A 19,741-nucleotide genomic window follows, 5' to 3' on the forward strand; every position below is an offset into this window, starting at 1 on the left:
GAGGGGCGGCCGGTCCCGCGTGCGGCGGGGCCGGCGAGCCTCATTCGACGTCGTCGGTGTCGCCGGCCTTGGTCCCATAGGCGCGCATGGCGAGCGTCGCTTCCATGAAGCCGTCGAGGTCGCCGTCGAGCACCTCGGACGGCACGCCCGAGGTCTTGCCGGTGCGCAGGTCCTTCACGAGCTGATAGGGCTGCAGCACGTAGGAGCGGATCTGGTGACCCCAGCCGATATCGGTCTTGGCGGAGAAATCGGCCGCGGCCGCCTCCTCGCGGATCTTCAGCTCGCGCTCGTAGAGCTTGGCGCGCAGCATCTGCCAGGCCACGGCCCGGTTGGCGTGCTGCGAGCGCGAGCCCTGGCTCACCACCATGATGCCGGTCGGATTGTGCACAAGCCGAACCGCCGATTCGGTCTTGTTGACGTGCTGGCCGCCCGCGCCGCCCGACCGCATCGTGTCGACGCGCACGTCGGCCTCGTTGATCTGGATGTCGATCTTGTCGTCGATGACCGGATAGACCGTCGCCGCCGCGAAGGAGGTGTGCCGGCGGGCATTCGAATCGAAGGGCGAGATACGCACCAGGCGGTGCACGCCCGCTTCGGTCTTCAGCCAGCCATAGGCATTGTGCCCCTTGATCAGGAGCGTGGTCGACTTGATGCCGGCCTCTTCGCCTTCGCTTTCTTCGACCACCTCGACCTTGAAGCCGCGCCGCTCGGCCCAGCGCGTATACATGCGCATGAGCATGAGCGCCCAGTCCTGGCTCTCGGTACCGCCCGAGCCGGCATGGATTTCCAGGTAGGTGTCGTTGGCGTCGGCCTCGCCCGACAGGAGCGCCTCGAGCTGCAGACGCTGCGCCTTGGCGCTGGTGTCGGCAAGCGCCTTGGCGGCCTCCTCCAGCGTCGCCGCGTCGTCTTCCGCCTCGGCGAGCTCGGCGAGCTCCAGATTGTCGGAAAGATCGCGCTCGATCGTCGTCAGCGCGGTCATCCGCCCGTCGAGCGCATTGCGCTCCTGCATGACCTTCTGGGCCCGGTCAGGGTCATTCCAGAGATCGTTGCTCTCGGCGAGAGCGTTCAGCTCCGCAAGGCGTTTCTGGGCGACATCCCAGTCAAAGATGCCTCCTCAGGAGTCCGACCGACTCCTTGATGGCCTCGGCGCTGGCGACGATGTCGGCACGCATGGCGCTGTCCTCTGGGGTTGCAAACGATAGGGAGCGCGCACCCTAGTCAGGAAGCGCCCGCTGTCAATGCGTCACGCTTGCCGGCCGCGGCAAGAATACGCCCCGCCCCGACCACCTTCCCTACACGGGAAAGCACCCACATTTCGCGGCACGGAAACACGGTTCGTTAGGAACCTTACCTTACGGAGCGAACATTGAGCTGAGGGTGGCAATGTTCCGCGTCCTGTCCTGCCTTGCCTACGACCACAACTGGTCGCTGGTCGCCGTTGCCGCGACCATCTGCTTCATTTCCAGCTACTGTTTCATCGCCACCGGCCGCCAGGCGGCCGGCGCCAAGCGGGGGCAGCGGCTGGTCTGGATCGCGGTTGCCGGCTGTGCCGCGGGCTTCGGCATCTGGTCGACTCATTTCGTCGCCATGCTGGCCTACGATCCGGGCGTCGTCGCCGGCTACGATCTCGGCCTGACAGTCCTCTCGCTCGCGGTCGCCATCGTCCTGACCATGAGCGGCCTCGCGCTGGCGCTCGGCTGGCGGACGCGATATGCCGCGCCGGCCGGCGGCGCCCTGGTCGGCATCGGCGTCAGCACCATGCACTATCTCGGCATGGCAGCACTGGAAATGCCGGCGCGGATCGTCTGGGCGCCCGACCTGGTCGCGGCGTCGCTGACGCTCGCCGCGCTGTTCGGCGCGCTGGCGCTGATGGTGGCGCGCCGGCATCGGGGCAGCGGCGGCGACCTCGCCGCGACGCTGCTGATGACGCTGGCCATCTGCCTCATGCATTTCACGGCGATGGGCGCGGTCACCGTGGTTCCGGACCCCGGCCGCAACATCGCCGCCTCGATCGTCGATCCGCAGACCATGGCCTACTCACTGGCGGTCGCGGCGATCGCCCTCATCGGCGGTGCGCTCGTCGTCGCGCGCATCGCCCGGCTGGCGCTGGCCGAGCGGCAGGCGAGCGAAAGACGGTTCGGCCTGCTCGTCGACGGCGTCAACGACTATGCGATCTTCATGATCGACCGCAAAGGCTGCGTCGCCAACTGGAACGGCGGCGCCCAGCGCATGCTGGGCCATGCAGCGGACGACATTGTCGGCGCCCATATCTCGCGCTTCTACACGGCTGCCGACCGCACCGCCGAGGCTCCCGAGGCTGCGCTCGCCACGGCCGCGACCACCGGCCGACACGAGGAGGAAGGCTGGCGCCTGCGCAAGGACGGCTCGCGCTTCTGGGCCCATATCGCCATCGACGCCATTCGCGACGATACCGGTGACTTCGTCGGCTTCGCCCAGATCATCCGCGACTGCACGCGCGAGAAGGCCGACGCAGACCGCATCCGCGAGGTCAGCCGCACGCTGGATCTCGCGCTGTCCAACATGAGCCAGGGTCTCTGTCTGTTCGCGCCGGCCGGCGAGCTGGTCCTGACCAACGGCCGGCTCGCCGAGCTGTTCGGCCTCGCCGCCGGCGATCTTGCGACCGGCACGTCGTTCCGCGACCTGCTGGAGCGGATCGTCGGCGCCTCGGGCGGCAGCGCCGAGGAGGCACAGCGCATGTATCTGCGCCACCGCGACCTGATCGCGAGCCGCAACGGCCATGCGGTGGTGGAGGAGTTCGGCACAGGACGGTCCATCTCGATCGCGCATCGCACCGCGGCCGACGGCTCGTTCGTCACCACCTTCGAGGACATCACCGATCGCCGCCGCTCCGAGCAGAAGATCGCCCATATGGCGCGCCACGACGCGCTGACCGGCCTGCCGAACCGCGCCTATTTCAACGATCATCTGGACCAGGAGCTGGAACGGGCCGCCCGGGCCGGTGAGAAGGCGGCGGTGGTCGGCATCGACCTCGACCGCTTCAAGGAGATCAACGACATCCACGGCCACGCGACCGGCGACGAGGTGCTGCAGATCCTGTCGCTGCGCATGCAGGAGGCCCTCGGCGAGGGCGAATTCGTCGCCCGCTTCGGCGGCGACGAGTTCGCGGCGGTGAAGACCTACCGCTACCAGGCGGACCTCGTCGATTTCCTCGAGCGGCTCGAACGCTGCCTGTTCAGCCACATCACCCGCGCCGAATTCGACATCGTGCCGGGCGCCAGCATCGGCGTCGCGCTCTTCCCTGACGACGGCACGGCGCGCGAGATCCTGGTCAACAATGCCGACCTCGCCATGTACCGTGCGAAGAGCGGGGTCAACCAGGCGATCTGCTATTACGAAGCGCGCATGGACGAGGCCGCACGCTCGCGCCGGGCGCTCGCCAAGGACCTCTGGCTCGGCCTCGAGCGCAACCAGTTCAGCCTCGCCTACCAGGTGCAGAAGTCGGTTTCGACCGGCAAGACCGTCGGCTACGAGGTCCTGCTGCGCTGGCATCATCCCGAACGGGGCACGGTGCCACCGAGCGAATTCATCCCGATCGCCGAGGAATGCGGCGCCATCGTGCCGCTCGGAGAATGGGTCCTGCGCACGGCCTGCGCCGAAGCCGCCACCTGGCTGCACCCATGCAAGATCGCAGTGAACCTGTCGCCGGTGCAGATCGGTCATGTCGACCTCGTCGCCCTGGTGCGCCAGGTGCTCGACGATACCGGCCTGAAGCCGCATCTCCTGGAACTGGAAATCACCGAGACGACCATCATCGCCGACAAGGTTCGGGCCCTGCACGTGCTGCGCCAGATCAAGGCGCTCGGCGTGACCATCGCCATCGACGATTTCGGCACGGGCTATTCGTCGCTCGACACCCTGCGCTCCTTCCCGTTCGACAAGATCAAGCTCGACCGCACCTTCATGACCGAGGTAGAGACGAGCCCGCAGGCCAAGGCGATCATCCGCGCGATCCTCGCGCTCGGCCGCAGCCTGGAGGTGCCGGTGCTGGCGGAGGGCGTCGAGACCCAGGACCAGTTGTCGCTGTTGCATGTCGAAGGCTGCGACGAGGCCCAGGGCTACCTGCTCGGCCGGCCCCAGCCGCATGCCGAGTTCGTCGATATCATCCGCAATACGTTCGGCATTCACAGCCCGCCGCTGGCGCCCGCCCCGGCGGCGGAAGCAAAAGAGGTTGCCGCGACCTGAGCGAACGTTCACGCGGCTGTGGATTTACAGCCGCGCTCGAAGCCCTATCGTGCCTCCCAAGGCTCAACCGCCCGAGGAGACGCGTCATGCATCGCCGGTCGTTGCTGCAGTTCGGCCTTGTCGCCCTCGCCGCCCCGCTCGTCGTCACGCGGCGGGCAGCGGCGCAGGAAGCGCCATTCACGGTCACCTATTTCGATATTCCCGCCATCAAGGGCTCGCGCGACGTCACGGCCGCGCGCCATGGACGCGTCTGGGTCAATGGCCAGCGCAACGGCACGCTCGGCCTGTTCGACCCGGCCGACGGCAGCCTCAAGGTCATCCCGCTCGGCGAAGGCGCGGCTCCGCACGGCGTCATCACCGACGCCGAGGGCGCAGCCTGGATCACCGAGGGTGGGCAGAATGCCATTGCCCGGGTCGACCCGGTCTCGCTGAAGGTCGACCTGTTCCGCCTGCCGGCGGCGCGCGCCAATGCCAATCTCAACACCGCCGTGTTCGACGGAGCGGGCACGCTCTGGTTCACCGGCCAGAACGGCATCTATGGCCGGTTCGATCCGAAGACAGCACGCATGGACGTGTTCGACGCGCCGCGCGGGCGGGGGCCCTACGGCATGACCCGCACGCCGTCGGGCGAGATCTGGTTCGCCTCGCTCGCCGGCAGCTATATCGGCCGGATCGACACGACGACGACCGCGGTCGAGGTGGTGGAGCCGCCCACCGCCAACCAGGGGGCCCGGCGGGTATGGGCCGACAGCCGCAACCGCGTCTGGGTCAGCGAATGGAATTCCGGCAATGTCTCCGCCTATGACACGGTGGCGAAGACCTGGGCGACCTGGAAGCTGCCGGGCGAGCGGCCGCGCACCTATTCGGTCTATGTCGACGATCGGGACAAGGTCTGGCTGACCGATTTTTCGGCCAATGCCATCGTCCGCTTCGATCCTGCGACCGAAACCTTCACCAGCTTCCCGAGCGACCGGGCTGGTGCCAATGTGCGCCAGATGGACGGCCGGCCGGGCGAGGCCTGGGGCGGAGAATCCGGGCAGAACCGGCTCGTGCGGATCCAGACGCGGACGGCCGCTTAAGACATGATCCGGGCGGCTCTTGCCTTTGCGTTGACCGGCCGGGCCGTCCTCGTGCCGGCCATGGCGCAGGAGCCCGGCCGCGGCGCGGCGCTGTTCGAAGCCTGCAGCGCCTGCCACAGCCAAGCGCCCGGCGCAGCCGGAACGGCCGGGCCGAACCTTGCCGGGCTCGGCGGCCGTCTGGTCGGCTCCGATCCGGGCTTCGACTATTCGCCCGCGCTGAAGGCGGCGCGCGCGGCGGGCCTGCGCTGGGATAAGGACAGGCTGGAAACCTTTCTCGCCGACCCCGAAGCGATGTTTCCCGGCACCTGGATGAGCCCGCCCGGCCTTGCCCGCGCGGAGGATCGCGCCGCGCTCGCGGCCTTCCTGGTCACCGCCTCGCCCTGACCGGGGAGCGCCGTCAGCCCGCCGTCGTCAGCACGGCCGCGAACTGCTCCAGCGCCCAGTCGGCCTGGTCGCGGGCGATGATCAGCGGCGGGGCAATGCGGATGGTATCGCGGTGCGTGTCCTTGGCGAGGACGCCACGCTCCTTGAGCAGGTCGCAGAAGCGGTGCGCGCCGCCCGCTTCCGGGTGCAGCTCGACCGCCAGCATCAGCCCCCGGCCGCGCACCTCACGGACGACATTGGAGCGGATCGCCGCAAGGCCCGCCTGCATGTAGGCGCCCTGGGCGGCGGCATTGTCGATCATGCCCTCCTCGGTGAGCACGCGGACGGCGGCCCTGGCCACCGCGCAGGCAAGCGGATTGCCGCCGAAGGTGGAGCCGTGCTGGCCGGGCTTCAGCACGCCCAGAACCTCCGAGTTGGAGAGCACCGCCGAGACGGGATAGAAGCCGCCCGACAGCGCCTTGCCGATCAGCGTCACGTCGGCCTCGATGCCCTCGTGCTGCTCGGCGAGCAGCCGGCCGGTGCGGCCGAGCCCGGTCTGGATCTCGTCGAGGATCAGCACGACATTGTGCGCCGTGCAGAGCTCGCGCACGCGGGCGAAATAGCCCGCCGGCGGAATGATCACGCCGGCCTCGCCCTGGATCGGCTCGACCAGGAACCCGACCGTGTTCGGGCCGATCGCCCGCTCGAGGGCCCCGGCATCGCCGAAGGGGATGATCCGGAAGCCCGGCGCGAATGGCCCGAAGCCGCCATGCGCGGTCGGATCCGTCGAGAAGCCGACGATGCCGATCGTCCGTCCGTGGAAATTGTTGGCGCAGACGATGATCTCGGCGGCACCGGCCGGCACGCCCTTGACCTCGTAGCCCCATTTGCGCACCGCCTTGATCGCCGTCTCGACCGCTTCCGCACCGCTGTTCATCGGCAGGATCTTGTGCGAGCCGGTCAGCGCGGCGAGCTCCTCGTAGAACAGGGCCAGCTGATCGTTGCGGAACGCCCGCGACGTCAGCGTCAGCCGCTGAGCCTGATCGACCATGGCGGCGAGGATCTTCGGGTGGCAATGGCCCTGGTTGACCGCCGAATAGGCCGACAGGCAGTCGAGATAGCGCCGGCCATCGACATCGTAGACATAGACCCCCTCGCCGCGCGCCAGCACGACGTCGAGCGGCTGGTAGTTGTGGGCTCCGAGCCGCAGTTCCGTGGCGATCAGGTCCGAGCTCGACAAGGTCATGACGGTCTCCGCTGCAGGGGCTGTTCTCTCTCAGATGGTCGGCGGCGACGCCTGCGGCCAGTGCGCCCGATATTGTGATCGGCTGGCTGCCGGCTCCGGCGGAGGCTGCGCGTTGCCTTGGCCGATCCTGCGACGTAGCATCGCCGAGGTTAGCCTATCAGCCTTGCTTCAGCAGCCCCCGGACGCCGGTGGCGACGACCGTCGCCGCCGCGATCCGCCGACAAAAAAGACGTCCCCTTGCCTTTCAGCGCCACGGCGCTGCGACCTGCCTTCTGTCCGGCCAATCCAGGGAGGATCCCCGCTATGGTGACGCTGCGTGTCAATGCCGAGGAGCGCCGCTACGACGGCGACCCGGCCATGCCCCTGCTCTGGTATCTGCGCGACGAACTAGGCCTGACCGGCACCAAGTTCGGTTGCGGCCAGGCGCTCTGCGGCGCCTGCACCGTGCATCTCGACGGCACGGCGGTCCGCAGCTGCCAGACGACGCTGGGCGATGCCGACGGGCGGACGGTCACGACCATCGAGGGCCTGTCGCCCGACGGCAACCATCCGGTGCAGCTCGCCTGGCGCGCGCTGAACGTCGCGCAGTGCGGCTACTGCCAGAGCGGCCAGATCATGCAGGCGGCCTCGCTGCTGAAGGAGACGCCGCGTCCGACGGACCAGGACATCGATTCCGCCATGAGCGGCAATATCTGTCGATGCGGCACCTATCCCCGCATCCGCGCCGCCATCAAGCAGGCCGCGACGACGGGGGCCAAGCCATGATCCACGATCCCGCCTTTTCAACCGGCATCGTCAATATCAGCCGCCGCAGCGCCCTGGCCGGCCTTGGCGCCGGCGCCTTCGTGCTGGCTCTCGGACGCCCGGCAGGCGCCCAGGCCCAGCCGAAATTCGGTGGCGAGGGCATGCCGAACGGCCTGCGCGACGATCCCAAGATCTTCCTCGCCATCGCCGAGGACGGCACGGTCACCGTTACCTGCAGCCGCCAGGAAATGGGTCAGGGCGTGCGCACCTCGATCCCCATGGTGATCGCCGACGAACTGGAGGCCGACTGGGCCAAGGTGAAGGTGGTCCAGGCCGTCGGCGACGAACCTCGCTACGGCAACCAGGACACCGACGGCTCGCGCTCGCTGCGCCACTTCTTCATGCCGATGCGGCTGTGCGGCGCGGCGGCGCGCACGATGCTCGAACAGGCCGCTGCCGCCCAGTGGGGCGTGCCGGCCGGCGAGGTCGCCGCCGAGAACCACGAGGTCGTCCACAAGGCGTCGGGCCGACGCCTCGGCTATGGCGCGCTGGCGAAGGCGGCGGCCGCCTTGCCGACCCCTGCCCGCGGCGCGATCAAGCTCAAGGACGCCGCGCGCTTCCGCTATATCGGCAAGGGCGAGATCGGCCTCATCGACAATCTCGACCTGACCACCGGCAAGGGGCGCTATGGCATCGACACGCGCCTGCCGGGCATGCTCTATGCCGTCGTCGCCCGGCCGCCCGTCTATGGCGGCAAGGTCGCGACCTTCGACGCCACGGAAGCCCTGGCGGTGCCCGGTGTCGTCAAGGTGGTGACGATCGATCCGACGCCGATCCCGTCCGAGTTCCAGCCGCTGGGCGGGGTCGCCGTGATCGCCCGCAACACCTGGGCCGCGATCCAGGGGCGCGACAAGCTGAAGATCACCTGGGACGACGGCCCGAACGCCGCCTATTCCTCGGACAATTATCGCCAGACCCTCACCGCCGCCGCGGCCAAACCGGGCAAGGTCGTGCGCAATGCCGGCGACGTCGATGCCGCCATGGCCAAGGCTCAGCGGCGGCTCGAGGCGGACTATTATATCCCCCACCTCACCCAGGCCCCGATGGAGCCGCCGGCCGCGACCGTGCGCATCGTCGACGGGCGCTGCGAGGCCTGGGCCTGCGTCCAGTCCCCGCAGGCGGCGCGCGAGCGCCTGGCCAAGCGGCTCGGCATCGGCGTCGAGAACGTGACCGTCAACGTCACCCTGCTCGGCGGCGGCTTCGGGCGGAAGTCCAAGCCCGATTTCGTCGTCGAGGCCGGCCTCCTGTCGAAAGCCATGGACGGCGCGCCGGTGAAGGTGACCTGGACCCGCGAAGACGACATCCGCCACTCCTATTATCACACGGTCTCGGTCGAGCGGATCGAGGCCGGCATCGACCAGTCCGGCAAGCCGGTCGCCTGGCTGCACCGGAGCGTCGCGCCGACCCTCGGCGCGCTGTTCGGACCGGACCCGAAGCATGAGATCCCGGTCGAGCTCGGCATGGGCTTCGTCAACCTGCCGTTCTCGATCCCCAATGTCAGGATGGAGAATCCGGAGGCCGCGGCCATGACGCGGGTCGGCTGGTACCGCTCCGTGTCGAACATTCCCCATGCCTTCGCCATCCAGTCCTTCGTGGCCGAGCTGGCGCACGCCGCCGGACGCGACCCGAAGGACTATCTGCTCGAGCTGATCGGACCGGACCGCAAGATCGACCCGGGCGCGATCTCGGATGCCTGGAACCACGGCGAGGACCCGAAGCTCTATCCGATCGATACCGGCCGCCTGAAGCGGGTGATCGCCATGGCGGCGGATGCGATCGGCTGGAGCAACAGCCGGCCGCGCGGACGCGGTGTCGGCCTTGCCGGCCACTACAGCTTCGTGACCTATGTCGCGGTCGCCGCCGAGGTGCTGATCGACGACAAGGGCATGCTGACGGTGCCGCGGGTGGACATCGCCGCCGATTGCGGCCCGCAGGTCAATCCGGAACGCATCCGTTCCCAGCTCGAGGGGGCGGTCATCATGGGCCTCAGCAATACCCTCTACGGCGAGATCACCTTCGCCAACGGACGGGTCGAAGAGGGCAATTTCGATCGCTACGAAGTGCTCAGGATCGATGCGGCGCCGAAGGAGATCCATGTCCACCTCGTGCCGTCGGCAAGTTATGACCTGCCGCTCGGCGGCGTCGGCGAGCCGGGCGTGCCGCCCGTCGCGCCCGCCGTCACCAATGCGATCTTCGCCGCGACCGGCCGGCGCATCCGCCGCCTGCCGGTGCGCGACCAATTGACCAGGGCCTGACGAGACCGGCCGGCGGCGCGCTGCCGCCGGCCGTCCGCCCCTCGTCGACGCGACAAATCAGCAAGGGCGGGGTGGCCGCAGCGGCGAGCCGTCCCGGCACGCCGGCCGGATCGCGCTGCCGAAGCGGGCCGGGCGGTGCCGCTTGTGCGGTTGCCTTGTCCCGATCGCCGCGGGTCTCTCCGTCGGGGCCACCAGTCGACCCCGTCCCTCTACGCGAAAGTTGTCCCCGGGAAAACGCCGCCTCGTTCGCTGCACGCCCCCTTGCGGCGCACGGCGACCATGACCGTGCCCGTCCGCGCCCGTGCGCGTCCGCATCGCGGGCACGCCTTCAATCCTTCCATCGCCAAAGACCGGACATCATGGGGATCGGACGCCGCAGCGCCCCGCACGCGGCAGTGGCCGGTCAGCCGCGGCTTTCGGCGCGCCGCCTTTTTGAGGGCTTGCGCCGAACGATTTCTCCTTCTAGATATTTCCCTTTAGACAACTGTGTTGTCCAAAAATATCTGAGAGGGAACGCACCATGACCGATATTGCCCGGACGGCCGAAGCAGCCGCCGTGCCGGCCCGATCACCGGACCGTTTTCGCCTGTTCAAGATCGGCGCGGCCACCATGGCGGGCTCGGCGATCGAAGCCTTCGACTTCCTGGCCTATGGGACCGCCGCTGCCCTCGTCTTCAACCGGCTGTTCTTCCCGGCGAGCGACCCCGCCGTTGCCACGCTCGCAGCTTTCGGCGCCTTCGCCGCCGGCTTTTTCGCACGCCCCTTCGGCGGCCTGCTGTTCGGCCATTTTGGCGACAGGATGGGCCGCAAGGCGATGCTGACGACGAGCCTCGTGCTGATGGGGGCCGCCACCGTGGCAATCGGGCTTCTGCCCACCTATCAGTCGATCGGGATCTGGGCCGCCGTGCTCCTGATCCTCCTGCGCATCCTGCAGGGCGTCTCCTTCGGCGGCGAGCTCGCCGGCGCGATGCTGATGGCGGTCGAGCATGCCCCGCCCCAACGCAAGGCCTTTTTCGGCAGCCTGCCGCAAATGGGCCCTTCCATCGGCCTGCTGCTCTCGACCGGCGCCTTCGCGCTCGCGACCAGGCTGCCCGAGGACGACTTCCTCTCCTGGGGCTGGCGCATGCCCTTCGTCGCCAGTGTCATTCTCGTCGGCATCGGCCTGTTCATCCGCCTGAAGGTCGAGGAATCACCCGATTTCGTAAAGATCAAGGCACAGGACAAGACCGCCGCCTTCCCGGCCTTCGACGTCATCGTGAAGCACAAGCGATCGATCCTGCTGACCATCGGCGCCAAGCTCGCCGAAGTAACGCTCTATTTCACGATCGTCGTCTTCGGCGTGTCCTATGCCGTCACGACACAGCACTTCGACCGTACCGACGTCCTCAACGCGGTGATGCTGGGCGCTGCGATCCAGGCTGTCACCATTCCGATCTTCGGCTGGCTCGGCGACCGCATCGGCTCGAAGAGCGTCTATGCCGGCGGCTGCTTCATTCTCGTACTGACCGCCATTCCCCTGTTCATGGCGGTCGGCAGCGGCTCCCTCGCCGCCTTCACCGTCGCCGTCGTGATCGGCCTTGCCTTCAGCTATGCCAGCATATTCGGCCCGCAATCGGAGTTTTACAGCGTCCAGTTTCCGGCTGAACTGCGCTACACCGGCATGTCCATCGGCATCCAGATCGCCGCAGCGCTCGGCGGCGGCCTTGCGCCGATCGTGGCGACCCTGCTGGTCGGGCGGTTCGGCAGCATGACCGCCGTCGGCGGCTATATCGCCCTGCTCGCGCTGATCTCCGGACTTTGCGCCCTGAGCCTGAAGGCGCCGGGCACCCAGGCGAGGCCATGACCCATGCTGCTCTACGATCACCCGCGATCGGGCAATTGCCACAAGGTGCGCCTGCTCCTGTCCATGCTCGGACTGCCTTACGAAGCACGTTTCGTCGATGTGCCGAACGGCGGCCATCGGCAGGCCTGGTTCGGCGCGATCAACCCGCTCGAACAGATCCCGGTCCTCGAGGACGGCGATGTCCGCGTCCAGGACAGCCAGGCCATCCTGGTCTATCTCGCAAAGCGCTACGGGCCGTGCTGGCTTCCGGGCGAGCCGGTGGCGGCGGCCCGGGTCATGGAATGGCTGTCGTTCGCCGCCAAGGAAATCGCGCTCAGCCTGCAGGTGGCACGCCTCCACCACATCCTGGATGAGGAGACCGACATCGTCGCGGCAACCGCCGCCTCGCACCGTGTGCTGCGGCTGATGAACGCGCATCTGGCGACGCGCGCCTTTCTGGCCGGTGATCGCGCCTCGATCGCCGATCTCGCCTGTTTTCCTTATGTCGCGCTCTCGCACGAGGCCCGGATCGATCATGGCGACTATCCGGCCGTCGCAGCATGGGTGCAGCGCATCGTCGACATGGACGGCTATGTGGCGATGGAAGGATTGCCGCCGGCACGCCGGCAGACAGATGACGGAACCACCAGGGAGATGTCGCAATGACCGGACGGCACGATCAAGGCGCCCCGGCCTGGCGGGGCGTCGTCGCGGCCCTGCATACCGCACCGCGCTCGTTCCTGCCGATGCGCAGCATGCAGCAGCTCGATCTCATCGAGGGCCTCGGCGTCAAAGGCGACAGATACGCCAATCAGGAGGGCTTCTATTCGGACCGGCCGGAAGCAGGCCGGCAGGTCACCCTGTTCGAGGCCGAAACGCTCGAGGCGCTCCAGCGCGACCACAAGGTTTTGCTCTCCGCCGACGATCATCGGCGGAACGTGACGACCCGCGGGGTGCCCTTGAACCACCTGGTCGGAGCGCGCTTCCGCGTCGGCGACGTGGTGCTGGAGGGCACGCGCCTCAGCACGCCCTGCCGCCATATCGAGCAGATCACGGGGCTGGAGATCTTCAACCTCCTGCTCAATCGGTCCGGGCTGCACGCCCGGATTGTCTCCGGCGGCACGATCCGCGTCGGCGACACGCTGCGGCCTGAGGCGTGACGCGCGATGAAACTGATCCACCGCCTCACGCTGCGACTGACCGCCGTCGTCAGGCAAACCCGCGATATCTGCAGCTACAGCCTGGCGGATCCGGACGGGTGGGAACTGCCGCCCTTTACGGCCGGTGCCCATGTCGACCTGCACCTTCCAGGCGGACGTGTGCGACAATATTCGCTCTGCGGCGATCCGGCCGATCGACATGTCTACGAGATCGCCGTGCGGCGCGAGGATCAGGGGCGCGGCGGTTCGCTTCACCTGCATCGGGAAGCGCGCACCGGAGACCTGTTCGGCGCGTCCCTGCCGCGCAACCATTTCCCGATCGTCAATGCCGAGCACCATGTGCTGATCGCCGGGGGCATCGGTATCACGCCCTTCCTGTCGATGATCGCCGAGCTTGAGGCTTCAGGCCGCAGCTGGGAACTGCACTATGCCTGCCGGTCGCCCCAGGCGCAGGCCTTCCGTGAGCGACTGGCATCCCGCGCCGCGTCCGGACGCGTCCACTCCTATTTCAGCCAGGGTCATCCGTCCGCCCGACTGAATGTAGACGACCTGTTTCGTCGCCTGCCGGAGGGCGCCGCAGCCTATTGTTGCGGTCCGGCCCGGCTCATCCACGCTGCGCGCAAGGCGGCCAGGGAGCACGGTGCCGCCGAGCGCCTGCATGACGAATTCTTCGGCCTGCCGGACACGACCGCCGGGACCGCCTATGTGGCCGTGCTGGCGAGATCCGGCAAGGTGGTTTCGGTCGGCAGCGACCAGACCCTGCTCCAGGCCTTGCGCCTGGCCGATGTCGAGCTGCCTTCCTCATGCGAGGGCGGCGTCTGCCTCGAGTGCAAGGTGCGTTTTCTCGAAGGCAATCCCGTTCATCGCGACCTGACGATGAAGCCTGCCGATCGCGCCAGCCACCTGACCCCTTGCGTATCCGGCTGCGCGGGCGAGCGGATCGTGCTCGATCTCTGACACGGCTGACGCAATGGCGCTCGCAATCGCCAGGGCCTCGACGGTTTTCACAGCCCGCCCGTGGCCGCGCCATGGGCAAGGCCCAGCAGCGCGCAACCGCCGAGCACCGACGCCATGCCGAGCTTGAAGCGGAACACGGCGACCAGCGCCACGGCGGTCAATGCGAGCGCGGCGACATTGATCGAGCGCAGCACCGGTAGCTCCAGCATCATGCCGGCGAAACGGATCTCGGCGACCTCGGCGAACAGCACGTGCAGCGCGAACCAGACGGCAAGGTTCAGGATGACACCGACGATCGCCGCCGTGATGGCCGCGAGCGCCGCCGACAGAGCCCGGTTGGTCCGCATCGTCTCGACGAAAGGCGCGCCCAGAAAGATCCAGAGGAAACACGGCACGAAGGTCACCCAGGTGGTGATGAGGCCGCCGAGCGTGGCGGCAAGCAGCGGATGGAGCGTGCCCGGTGCCCGGTAGGCGCCCATGAAGCCGACGAACTGGGTGACCATAATCAACGGTCCCGGGGTCGTCTCGGCCATGCCGAGCCCGTCGAGCATTTCGCCCGGCTTCAGCCAGCCATAGTGATCGACCGCCTGCTGCGCGACATAGGCGAGCACGGCATAGGCGCCGCCGAAGGTGACGACCGCCATCTTGGAAAAGAAGACGGCGATCTCGGTGAAGACATGGGTCGGCCCGAGGGCCAGCCAAAGGCCGGCGATCGGCAGAAGCCACAGTGCGAGGAAGGAGGCAGCGATCTTCAGCGACCAGCCGACCGGTGGCCGGGCATGGGCCGGAATGGCTTCGCCGAGGGCGCTGTCGGCGTCGGCGAGGCCGCTGGCCGGCCCGCCATGGCCGCCGCCGGCCAGGAAGGCCTGAAGCCCCAGCCGGCCACCGGCATAGCCGAAGAGGCCGGCGCCGAGCACGACGAAAGGGAACGGCAGGTGGAACAGGGCGAGCGCCACGAAGGCGGCCGCCGCCAAGGCCAGCATCACGCGGTTGCGCAGCGCCCGCCGGCCGATGCGCATGACCGCTTCGAGCACGATGGCGAGAACTGCCGCCTTCAGCCCGAAGAACAGGGCCTGGACCAGGCTGACATTGCCGAACAGCGCATAGATCCAGCTGAGCGCCATGATGGCGACGAGCCCCGGCAGCACGAACAGCGTGCCGGCGACGAGGCCACCCTTGGTCCGGTGCAGCAGCCAGCCGATATAGATGGCGAGCTGCTGCGCCTCCGGTCCTGGCAAGAGGGTGCAATAGTTGAGCGCATGCAGGAACCGGGTCTCGCCGATCCAGCGCTTTTCCTCGACGATGATGCGGTGCATGACGGCGATCTGGCCCGCCGGACCGCCGAAACTGAGGGCGGCGACCCGCGCCCAGACCCGGACCGCCTCGCCGAACGGAATGCCATGTGCCGGCAGGTCAGGTTGCCGGGTCGAACCGGAAACGGCGGCTTCAGCATCGGTCATCATTCATGTCCCGTCGGCAATCAGCGCCTGCTGCGAAAATATCGATAGAGGTTGTCGAAGACCGGGGTCCCCTCGGCGATCCGCCGGTCGTCGTCCGCGTTCGCCGCCGCGATGGCCGAAACCAGTCCTGCTATGCCGCTCGTCTCTTCGCGCCCGAACTTGCCGTCCTTGAGGTCGATGTCATGGACGATCTCGCCGATCGCGGCGAGAGCGGGATCGGCCAGGCCGGCACGGTCGAGCAGCACCTCGAAACTGCAGCGGTCCCCTTCATGCGTGATCTCGCCCTCGAACATGTCGAAACGCAATTCACCAGGATTGGGCACATAACCCTTTCCGGACACGAACCGTATGACAGCCTGGGGGTCGATGAAGCGCCGGATCAGCCAGCTGCAGGCGATGCGGTCGACATGAACGTCCCGCCGCGTCACCCAAATGCGACCTTTCAGCAGTTCGAGGTTCGTCCGGTCGCCCGGCTCGGCAGCCGTGGTCCGCTCCTCGGCAAGCCGGACCTCCAGATCGGCCAGCAAGGCCTCGACCGCGACGCGCCCCGGCGCACCGAAAAAGTCGATCCTTGCGACGTCCGCGATCCGCCGGCGCAGCCGGCCAACCTGTCCGCGGGCCGCCACCCCCCCGTCGGGGGCCGATGCGCCGGCCGCCGTCAGGCCGATCCCGCGCGCCTGTTCGGCGATCTCGGCGTAGTCGGCATCGCGCGCCGCGTCGAACAGGCCGCGCACCTGCGCGTCGGAAAGGCCGTCGATCAAGCGGGCCTCGCACAGCATGGCCTCTCCGCCCCCTTCGACGATCTCGCGCAGCAGCCATTCGAAATCCTCCTGAGCGTCGGAGTTCGCTGGCAAGGCGTAGACCGTGCTTTTCACGGCGACCGCACCGAGCCCCTGCAGCCGCCGCCAGATCTTGACCCGGAAGTAGGCCGGCTTCGGCGGCAATTGATGGATCAGCAGCAGCCAATGCGCCGCCACAGGCTCAAGGTCATTCATATCCAAACTGTATCATCGAAGAGATTATTTGCAACAATTGTATCAAAAGGAAAAAAGGGATAACCTGCCGTCCGGCCGGCCTGTGCGGCGGGTTTCAGCGACGCCCGAGCCTTGGCCGGCGGCATCGCGGCCGGCATGCCCTCGGTGGCGCGACGCCCCATTGCCCCCGTTTTCGAGGAGGACCATCCATGAAATGGGTTACGCGCGAACGCCCGGTCATCGACCGCATCGCCTGTCCGTGGCTGATCACTCGCTTCATCGACCGGGCGCCGGAGTTTCTCTTCGCTCCACCCGACGAGGTGATGAAGGTCGCCGCCGAGACGGGGGCCATTCCCTATGACGTGCCGGGCGTCGAATACACGCATGTCGATGACGGCTGCAGCTTCGACACGTTCGTCGCCATGCATGACCTCGGCGGCGACGCCGCCATTGCGACGATCGCATCGATCGTCCGCGGTGCCGACACCGACCGGCCCGACCTGACCCCGCAATCGGCCGGCCTCCTGGCGATTTCGATGGGCCTGCGAGATCTCTCCCCCGACGATCACGAGGTGCTGAAGCACGGCTTCGTCATCTACGACGCGCTTTATGCCTGGGCCCGCGCCAGAACGAACGAGACGCACAGGTGGCCGCCCGCGATGGGCCGCAGCCCGGCCTGACGCGGCATGTTTCGTGGCGAGCGACGGGCGCGCCCGCGCTAGGCTCGCCGGTCAATCACATGGCGTCCGAACAGGCTCGCCACGAGGTCGACGAGCAGCAGCGCGCTCCTGCTGCGCTCGTCGAGGAAGGGGTTCAGCTCGACCACGTCGAGCGAGCCGACGAGACCGGACTCGGACAGGAGCTCCATGACGAGATGGGCCTCGCGATAGGTCGCGCCGCCCGGCACCGTCGTGCCGACGCCCGGCGCGAGCGTCGGATCGAGGAAATCGACGTCGAGGCTGACATGCAGGACGCCGCCGGCCGCGCGCACCCGGTCGATGATCCGGCGGATCAGCACGGAAGCGCCGAACTCATCGAGCAGGCGCATGTCGACGACGTCGATGCCGCGCGTCCGCAGCAGTTCGCGCTCGGCTCGGTCGACCGAACGGATGCCGAAGAGATGCAGGTTCTTCGGGTCGATCAGGACCCGCGCATCGCCGCCGAAGAGGTCGTCGAGGCCGGGCTCGCCGCACAGGAAGGCGGCGGGCATGCCGTGCATATTGCCCGAGGGCGAGGTTTCCGGCGTGTTGAAATCGGCATGGGCGTCGAGCCAGAGCACGAAGAGCGGCTGCCCGGTCCGCGCGCAATGGCGAGCGACGCCGGTGACCGACCCCATGGCGAGGGCGTGGTCGCCGCCCAGCACGACCGGCAGCCGGCCGGCGGCGAGCACCGCCTCGGTCTCCCGCGCGATCAGCCGCGACCAGCCGGCGATCCGCGCGACATTCCTGGCACTTCCGGCAACCGGCGCCAGCACCGGCAGATCCGTCCCGAGCCGCAGGTCACCGCGATCCTCGACCTCATGGCCGAGTTCGGCCAGCACGCCGGCAAGCCCCGCCGTGCGCAGCGCGGCCGGCCCCATGGCCGCGCCGAGCACCCCTGCCCCGTCCTCGACCGGGGCGCCGACCAGACTCAGGCGGCGCGGCTGCTGAAACGATGTCATGGCGTCGAACTCCTCGAACGGCCCGGCGGCCGGACATCCCGGCAGATTGCCTCGAGACCCGCTGCCCAAGCCAGGAATAGCAGAGTCGGACGGCCCGCCGCGCCCGAGCCTTGCCGCCGGCCGTGACGGACGCATGTCGAAAAACGCGACCAGCCCGCTTCAGTTCGCGTTTTCCCCGGCATTTCCAGTGGATTGCATCGCGCCGCCCTGTCGTTGCGGGGCTTGCCCGGCTTAGCATCGCGCGGTGAGGCGCCCGGCAACGGATCCGGATAACGCGAGGGGGAGCCAGTCATGGCCGAGGGCTATTTTCCGCGATGGACCGAAAAGAGCGCGGGCACGATCATGCCCGACGAGAGACTGCCGACGGGCCAGACCATCGTGGTCGGCCTGCAGCACGTGGTCGCCATGTTCGGCTCGACCGTGCTGGCGCCGATCCTGATGGGCTTCGACCCTAATCTCGCCATCCTGTTCTCGGGCGTCGCAACCCTGCTCTTCTTCCTCGTCACCGGCGGGCGCGTGCCGAGCTATCTCGGCTCGTCCTTCGCCTTCATCGGGCCGGTCCTGGTCGCGACGGGAGCCACGGTCGCCGGCGGCCCCAATCCCAATATCGGCGTGGCGCTGGGCGGCATCATCGCGGCCGGCGCGGTCTATACGGCCATCGGCCTGATCGTGATGGGGGCCGGCCATGCGTGGATCGAAAAGGTCATGCCGCCGGTCGTCACCGGCGCCATCGTCGCCGCGATCGGTCTGGTCCTGGCGCCGATCGCCATTGCCAGCGCCTCGGGAACCGGTCCCGGCAATGCCGACGGCTCCGGCTTTGCCCGGTTCATCGCGCTCGCGACGGTGGCGGCGGTCGGCCTCCTGGCGGTGCATGCACCCGGCATGTGGCGGCGGCTGCCGATCCTGCTCGGCGCCATCGCCGGCTATCTCCTCTATCTCGTCCTCGCCAACGGCCTCGGCATGGGCGCGCCGATCGACTTCTCCGGCGTCGGCAAGGCCGCCTGGATCGGCCTGCCCAATCTCGCCTCGCCGGTCTTCGATGCCCGCGCCATGGTGCTGATCGCCCCCGTCGCGGTCATCCTCGTCGCCGAAAATCTCGGTCATATCAAAGGCATCGCCGCGATGACCGGACGCAATCTCGACCCGCTGATCGGCCGCGCCTTCCTCGGCGACGGCATCGCCACCATGCTGTCGGGATCAGCCGGCGGCACGGGCGTCACCACCTATGCGGAGAATATGGGCGTGATGGCGGTGACCCGCATCTTCTCGACCCTGATGTTCGTCGCCGCCGCCTTCATCGCCATCCTGCTCGGCTTCTCGCCGAAATTCGGCGCGCTGATCCTGACCATTCCGGGTCCGGTGCTCGGCGGCCTCTCGATCGTCGTGTTCGGCCTGATCGCGGCGACCGCCGGGCGGATCTGGGTGGAGAACAAGGTCGATTTCTCCAATCCGCGCAACCTGATCACGGTGGCGGTGGCGCTGGTTCTCGGCGCGGGCAATTTCAAGCTGACCATTGCCGGCTTCACGCTCGACGGCATCGGCACGGCGACCTTCGGCTGCATCCTGCTCTACCACATGCTGCGCGAGCCCTCGGCCGAGTGATCGCACCCGGCCAAGGCGGCTTCGGAAGCCGCGGCCGCAGCGGCAAGCCGCATGAACGCCAAGAAAGGCGACCCGCGAGGGTCGCCTTTTTCATGAATCATATGAGGGCGCTGGCCGCGGACGCTCGCGCGGCGC

16 protein-coding genes are annotated in these 19,741 nt (G+C 68.2%); 11 read left to right on the forward strand and 5 right to left on the reverse strand.

Annotated elements, in window-relative coordinates:
* Positions 1-40: 40 nt before the first annotated feature.
* A protein-coding gene (gene prfB, locus OZ671_RS06730) for a peptide chain release factor 2 (RefSeq protein WP_268860023.1) occupies positions 41-1,172 on the reverse strand; the annotation gives its coding sequence in 2 pieces (ribosomal slippage) (positions 41-1,102 and positions 1,104-1,172; 1,131 coding nt in all).
* A gap of 211 nt (positions 1,173-1,383) precedes the next feature.
* Between prfB and OZ671_RS06735 the strand changes: the two genes are divergently transcribed.
* From OZ671_RS06735 to OZ671_RS06745, 3 genes are all read left to right on the forward strand, one after another.
* Complete coding sequence (locus tag OZ671_RS06735; protein WP_268860024.1) at positions 1,384-4,224, forward strand: bifunctional diguanylate cyclase/phosphodiesterase; 2,841 nt, start codon at positions 1,384-1,386, stop codon at positions 4,222-4,224.
* Between the two features lie 86 nt (positions 4,225-4,310).
* Entirely contained in the window at positions 4,311-5,303 is a 993-nt protein-coding gene (locus OZ671_RS06740; RefSeq protein ID WP_268860025.1) for a Vgb family protein, read from the forward strand.
* 3 nt (positions 5,304-5,306) lie between these two features.
* Positions 5,307-5,687 carry a c-type cytochrome gene (locus OZ671_RS06745; protein WP_268860026.1) on the forward strand — a complete coding sequence of 127 codons (381 nt, stop codon included), beginning with the start codon at positions 5,307-5,309 and terminating at the stop codon, positions 5,685-5,687.
* Positions 5,688-5,700: 13 nt separating this feature from the next.
* Here the strand turns inward: OZ671_RS06745 and rocD are convergent, their stop codons facing one another.
* Positions 5,701-6,912 (reverse strand): ornithine--oxo-acid transaminase, encoded by a 1,212-nt coding sequence (gene rocD, locus OZ671_RS06750; protein ID WP_268860027.1) that lies wholly within the window; start codon positions 6,910-6,912, stop codon positions 5,701-5,703.
* 303 nt (positions 6,913-7,215) lie between these two features.
* Between rocD and OZ671_RS06755 the strand changes: the two genes are divergently transcribed.
* From OZ671_RS06755 to OZ671_RS06780, 6 genes are all read left to right on the forward strand, one after another.
* Positions 7,216-7,677: a (2Fe-2S)-binding protein gene (locus OZ671_RS06755; RefSeq protein ID WP_038314297.1), complete on the forward strand. Its 462-nt coding sequence runs from the start codon at positions 7,216-7,218 to the stop codon at positions 7,675-7,677.
* On the forward strand, positions 7,674-9,971 hold the full coding sequence (locus tag OZ671_RS06760; protein ID WP_268860028.1) for a xanthine dehydrogenase family protein molybdopterin-binding subunit: 2,298 nt from the start codon (positions 7,674-7,676) through the stop codon (positions 9,969-9,971). Before OZ671_RS06755 ends, OZ671_RS06760 begins: the two co-directional genes overlap by 4 nt.
* Before the next feature lie 520 nt (positions 9,972-10,491).
* Complete coding sequence (locus OZ671_RS06765; protein ID WP_268860029.1) at positions 10,492-11,814, forward strand: MFS transporter; 1,323 nt, start codon at positions 10,492-10,494, stop codon at positions 11,812-11,814.
* A 3-nt stretch (positions 11,815-11,817) separates the two neighbouring features.
* Positions 11,818-12,459, forward strand: coding sequence for a glutathione S-transferase family protein (locus OZ671_RS06770; protein WP_268860030.1), 642 nt, complete (start codon positions 11,818-11,820; stop codon positions 12,457-12,459).
* Entirely contained in the window at positions 12,456-12,953 is a 498-nt protein-coding gene (locus OZ671_RS06775; RefSeq protein ID WP_268860031.1) for an MOSC domain-containing protein, read from the forward strand. The genes OZ671_RS06770 and OZ671_RS06775 overlap by 4 nt, the downstream gene beginning before the upstream one ends.
* A gap of 6 nt (positions 12,954-12,959) precedes the next feature.
* Positions 12,960-13,910, forward strand: a complete 951-nt coding sequence (locus OZ671_RS06780) for a PDR/VanB family oxidoreductase (protein ID WP_268860032.1) — start codon at positions 12,960-12,962, stop codon at positions 13,908-13,910.
* Positions 13,911-13,957: 47 nt separating this feature from the next.
* Here the strand turns inward: OZ671_RS06780 and chrA are convergent, their stop codons facing one another.
* Together chrA and OZ671_RS06790 are read right to left on the reverse strand one after the other, a co-directional pair.
* A complete protein-coding gene (chrA, locus tag OZ671_RS06785) occupies positions 13,958-15,373 on the reverse strand; it encodes a chromate efflux transporter (protein WP_442957058.1) in 1,416 nt (471 codons plus the stop codon).
* Between the two features lie 17 nt (positions 15,374-15,390).
* Entirely contained in the window at positions 15,391-16,365 is a 975-nt protein-coding gene (locus OZ671_RS06790; protein WP_268860034.1) for a chromate resistance protein ChrB domain-containing protein, read from the reverse strand.
* A gap of 188 nt (positions 16,366-16,553) precedes the next feature.
* Between OZ671_RS06790 and OZ671_RS06795 the strand changes: the two genes are divergently transcribed.
* Complete coding sequence (locus OZ671_RS06795) at positions 16,554-17,024, forward strand: chromate resistance protein ChrB domain-containing protein (RefSeq protein WP_268860035.1); 471 nt, start codon at positions 16,554-16,556, stop codon at positions 17,022-17,024.
* Positions 17,025-17,062: 38 nt separating this feature from the next.
* On the opposite strand, the gene rocF is transcribed toward OZ671_RS06795, so the two are convergent.
* Positions 17,063-18,004: an arginase gene (gene rocF, locus OZ671_RS06800; RefSeq protein ID WP_268860036.1), complete on the reverse strand. Its 942-nt coding sequence runs from the start codon at positions 18,002-18,004 to the stop codon at positions 17,063-17,065.
* A 291-nt stretch (positions 18,005-18,295) separates the two neighbouring features.
* On the opposite strand from rocF, the gene OZ671_RS06805 reads away from it, so the two are divergent.
* Positions 18,296-19,606, forward strand: coding sequence for a solute carrier family 23 protein (locus OZ671_RS06805; protein WP_268860037.1), 1,311 nt, complete (start codon positions 18,296-18,298; stop codon positions 19,604-19,606).
* The last annotated feature ends 135 nt before the right edge of the window (positions 19,607-19,741 follow it).

This window comes from Phreatobacter sp. AB_2022a, assembly GCF_026847585.1.
In the GTDB taxonomy this organism is placed as follows: domain Bacteria; phylum Pseudomonadota; class Alphaproteobacteria; order Rhizobiales; family Phreatobacteraceae; genus Phreatobacter.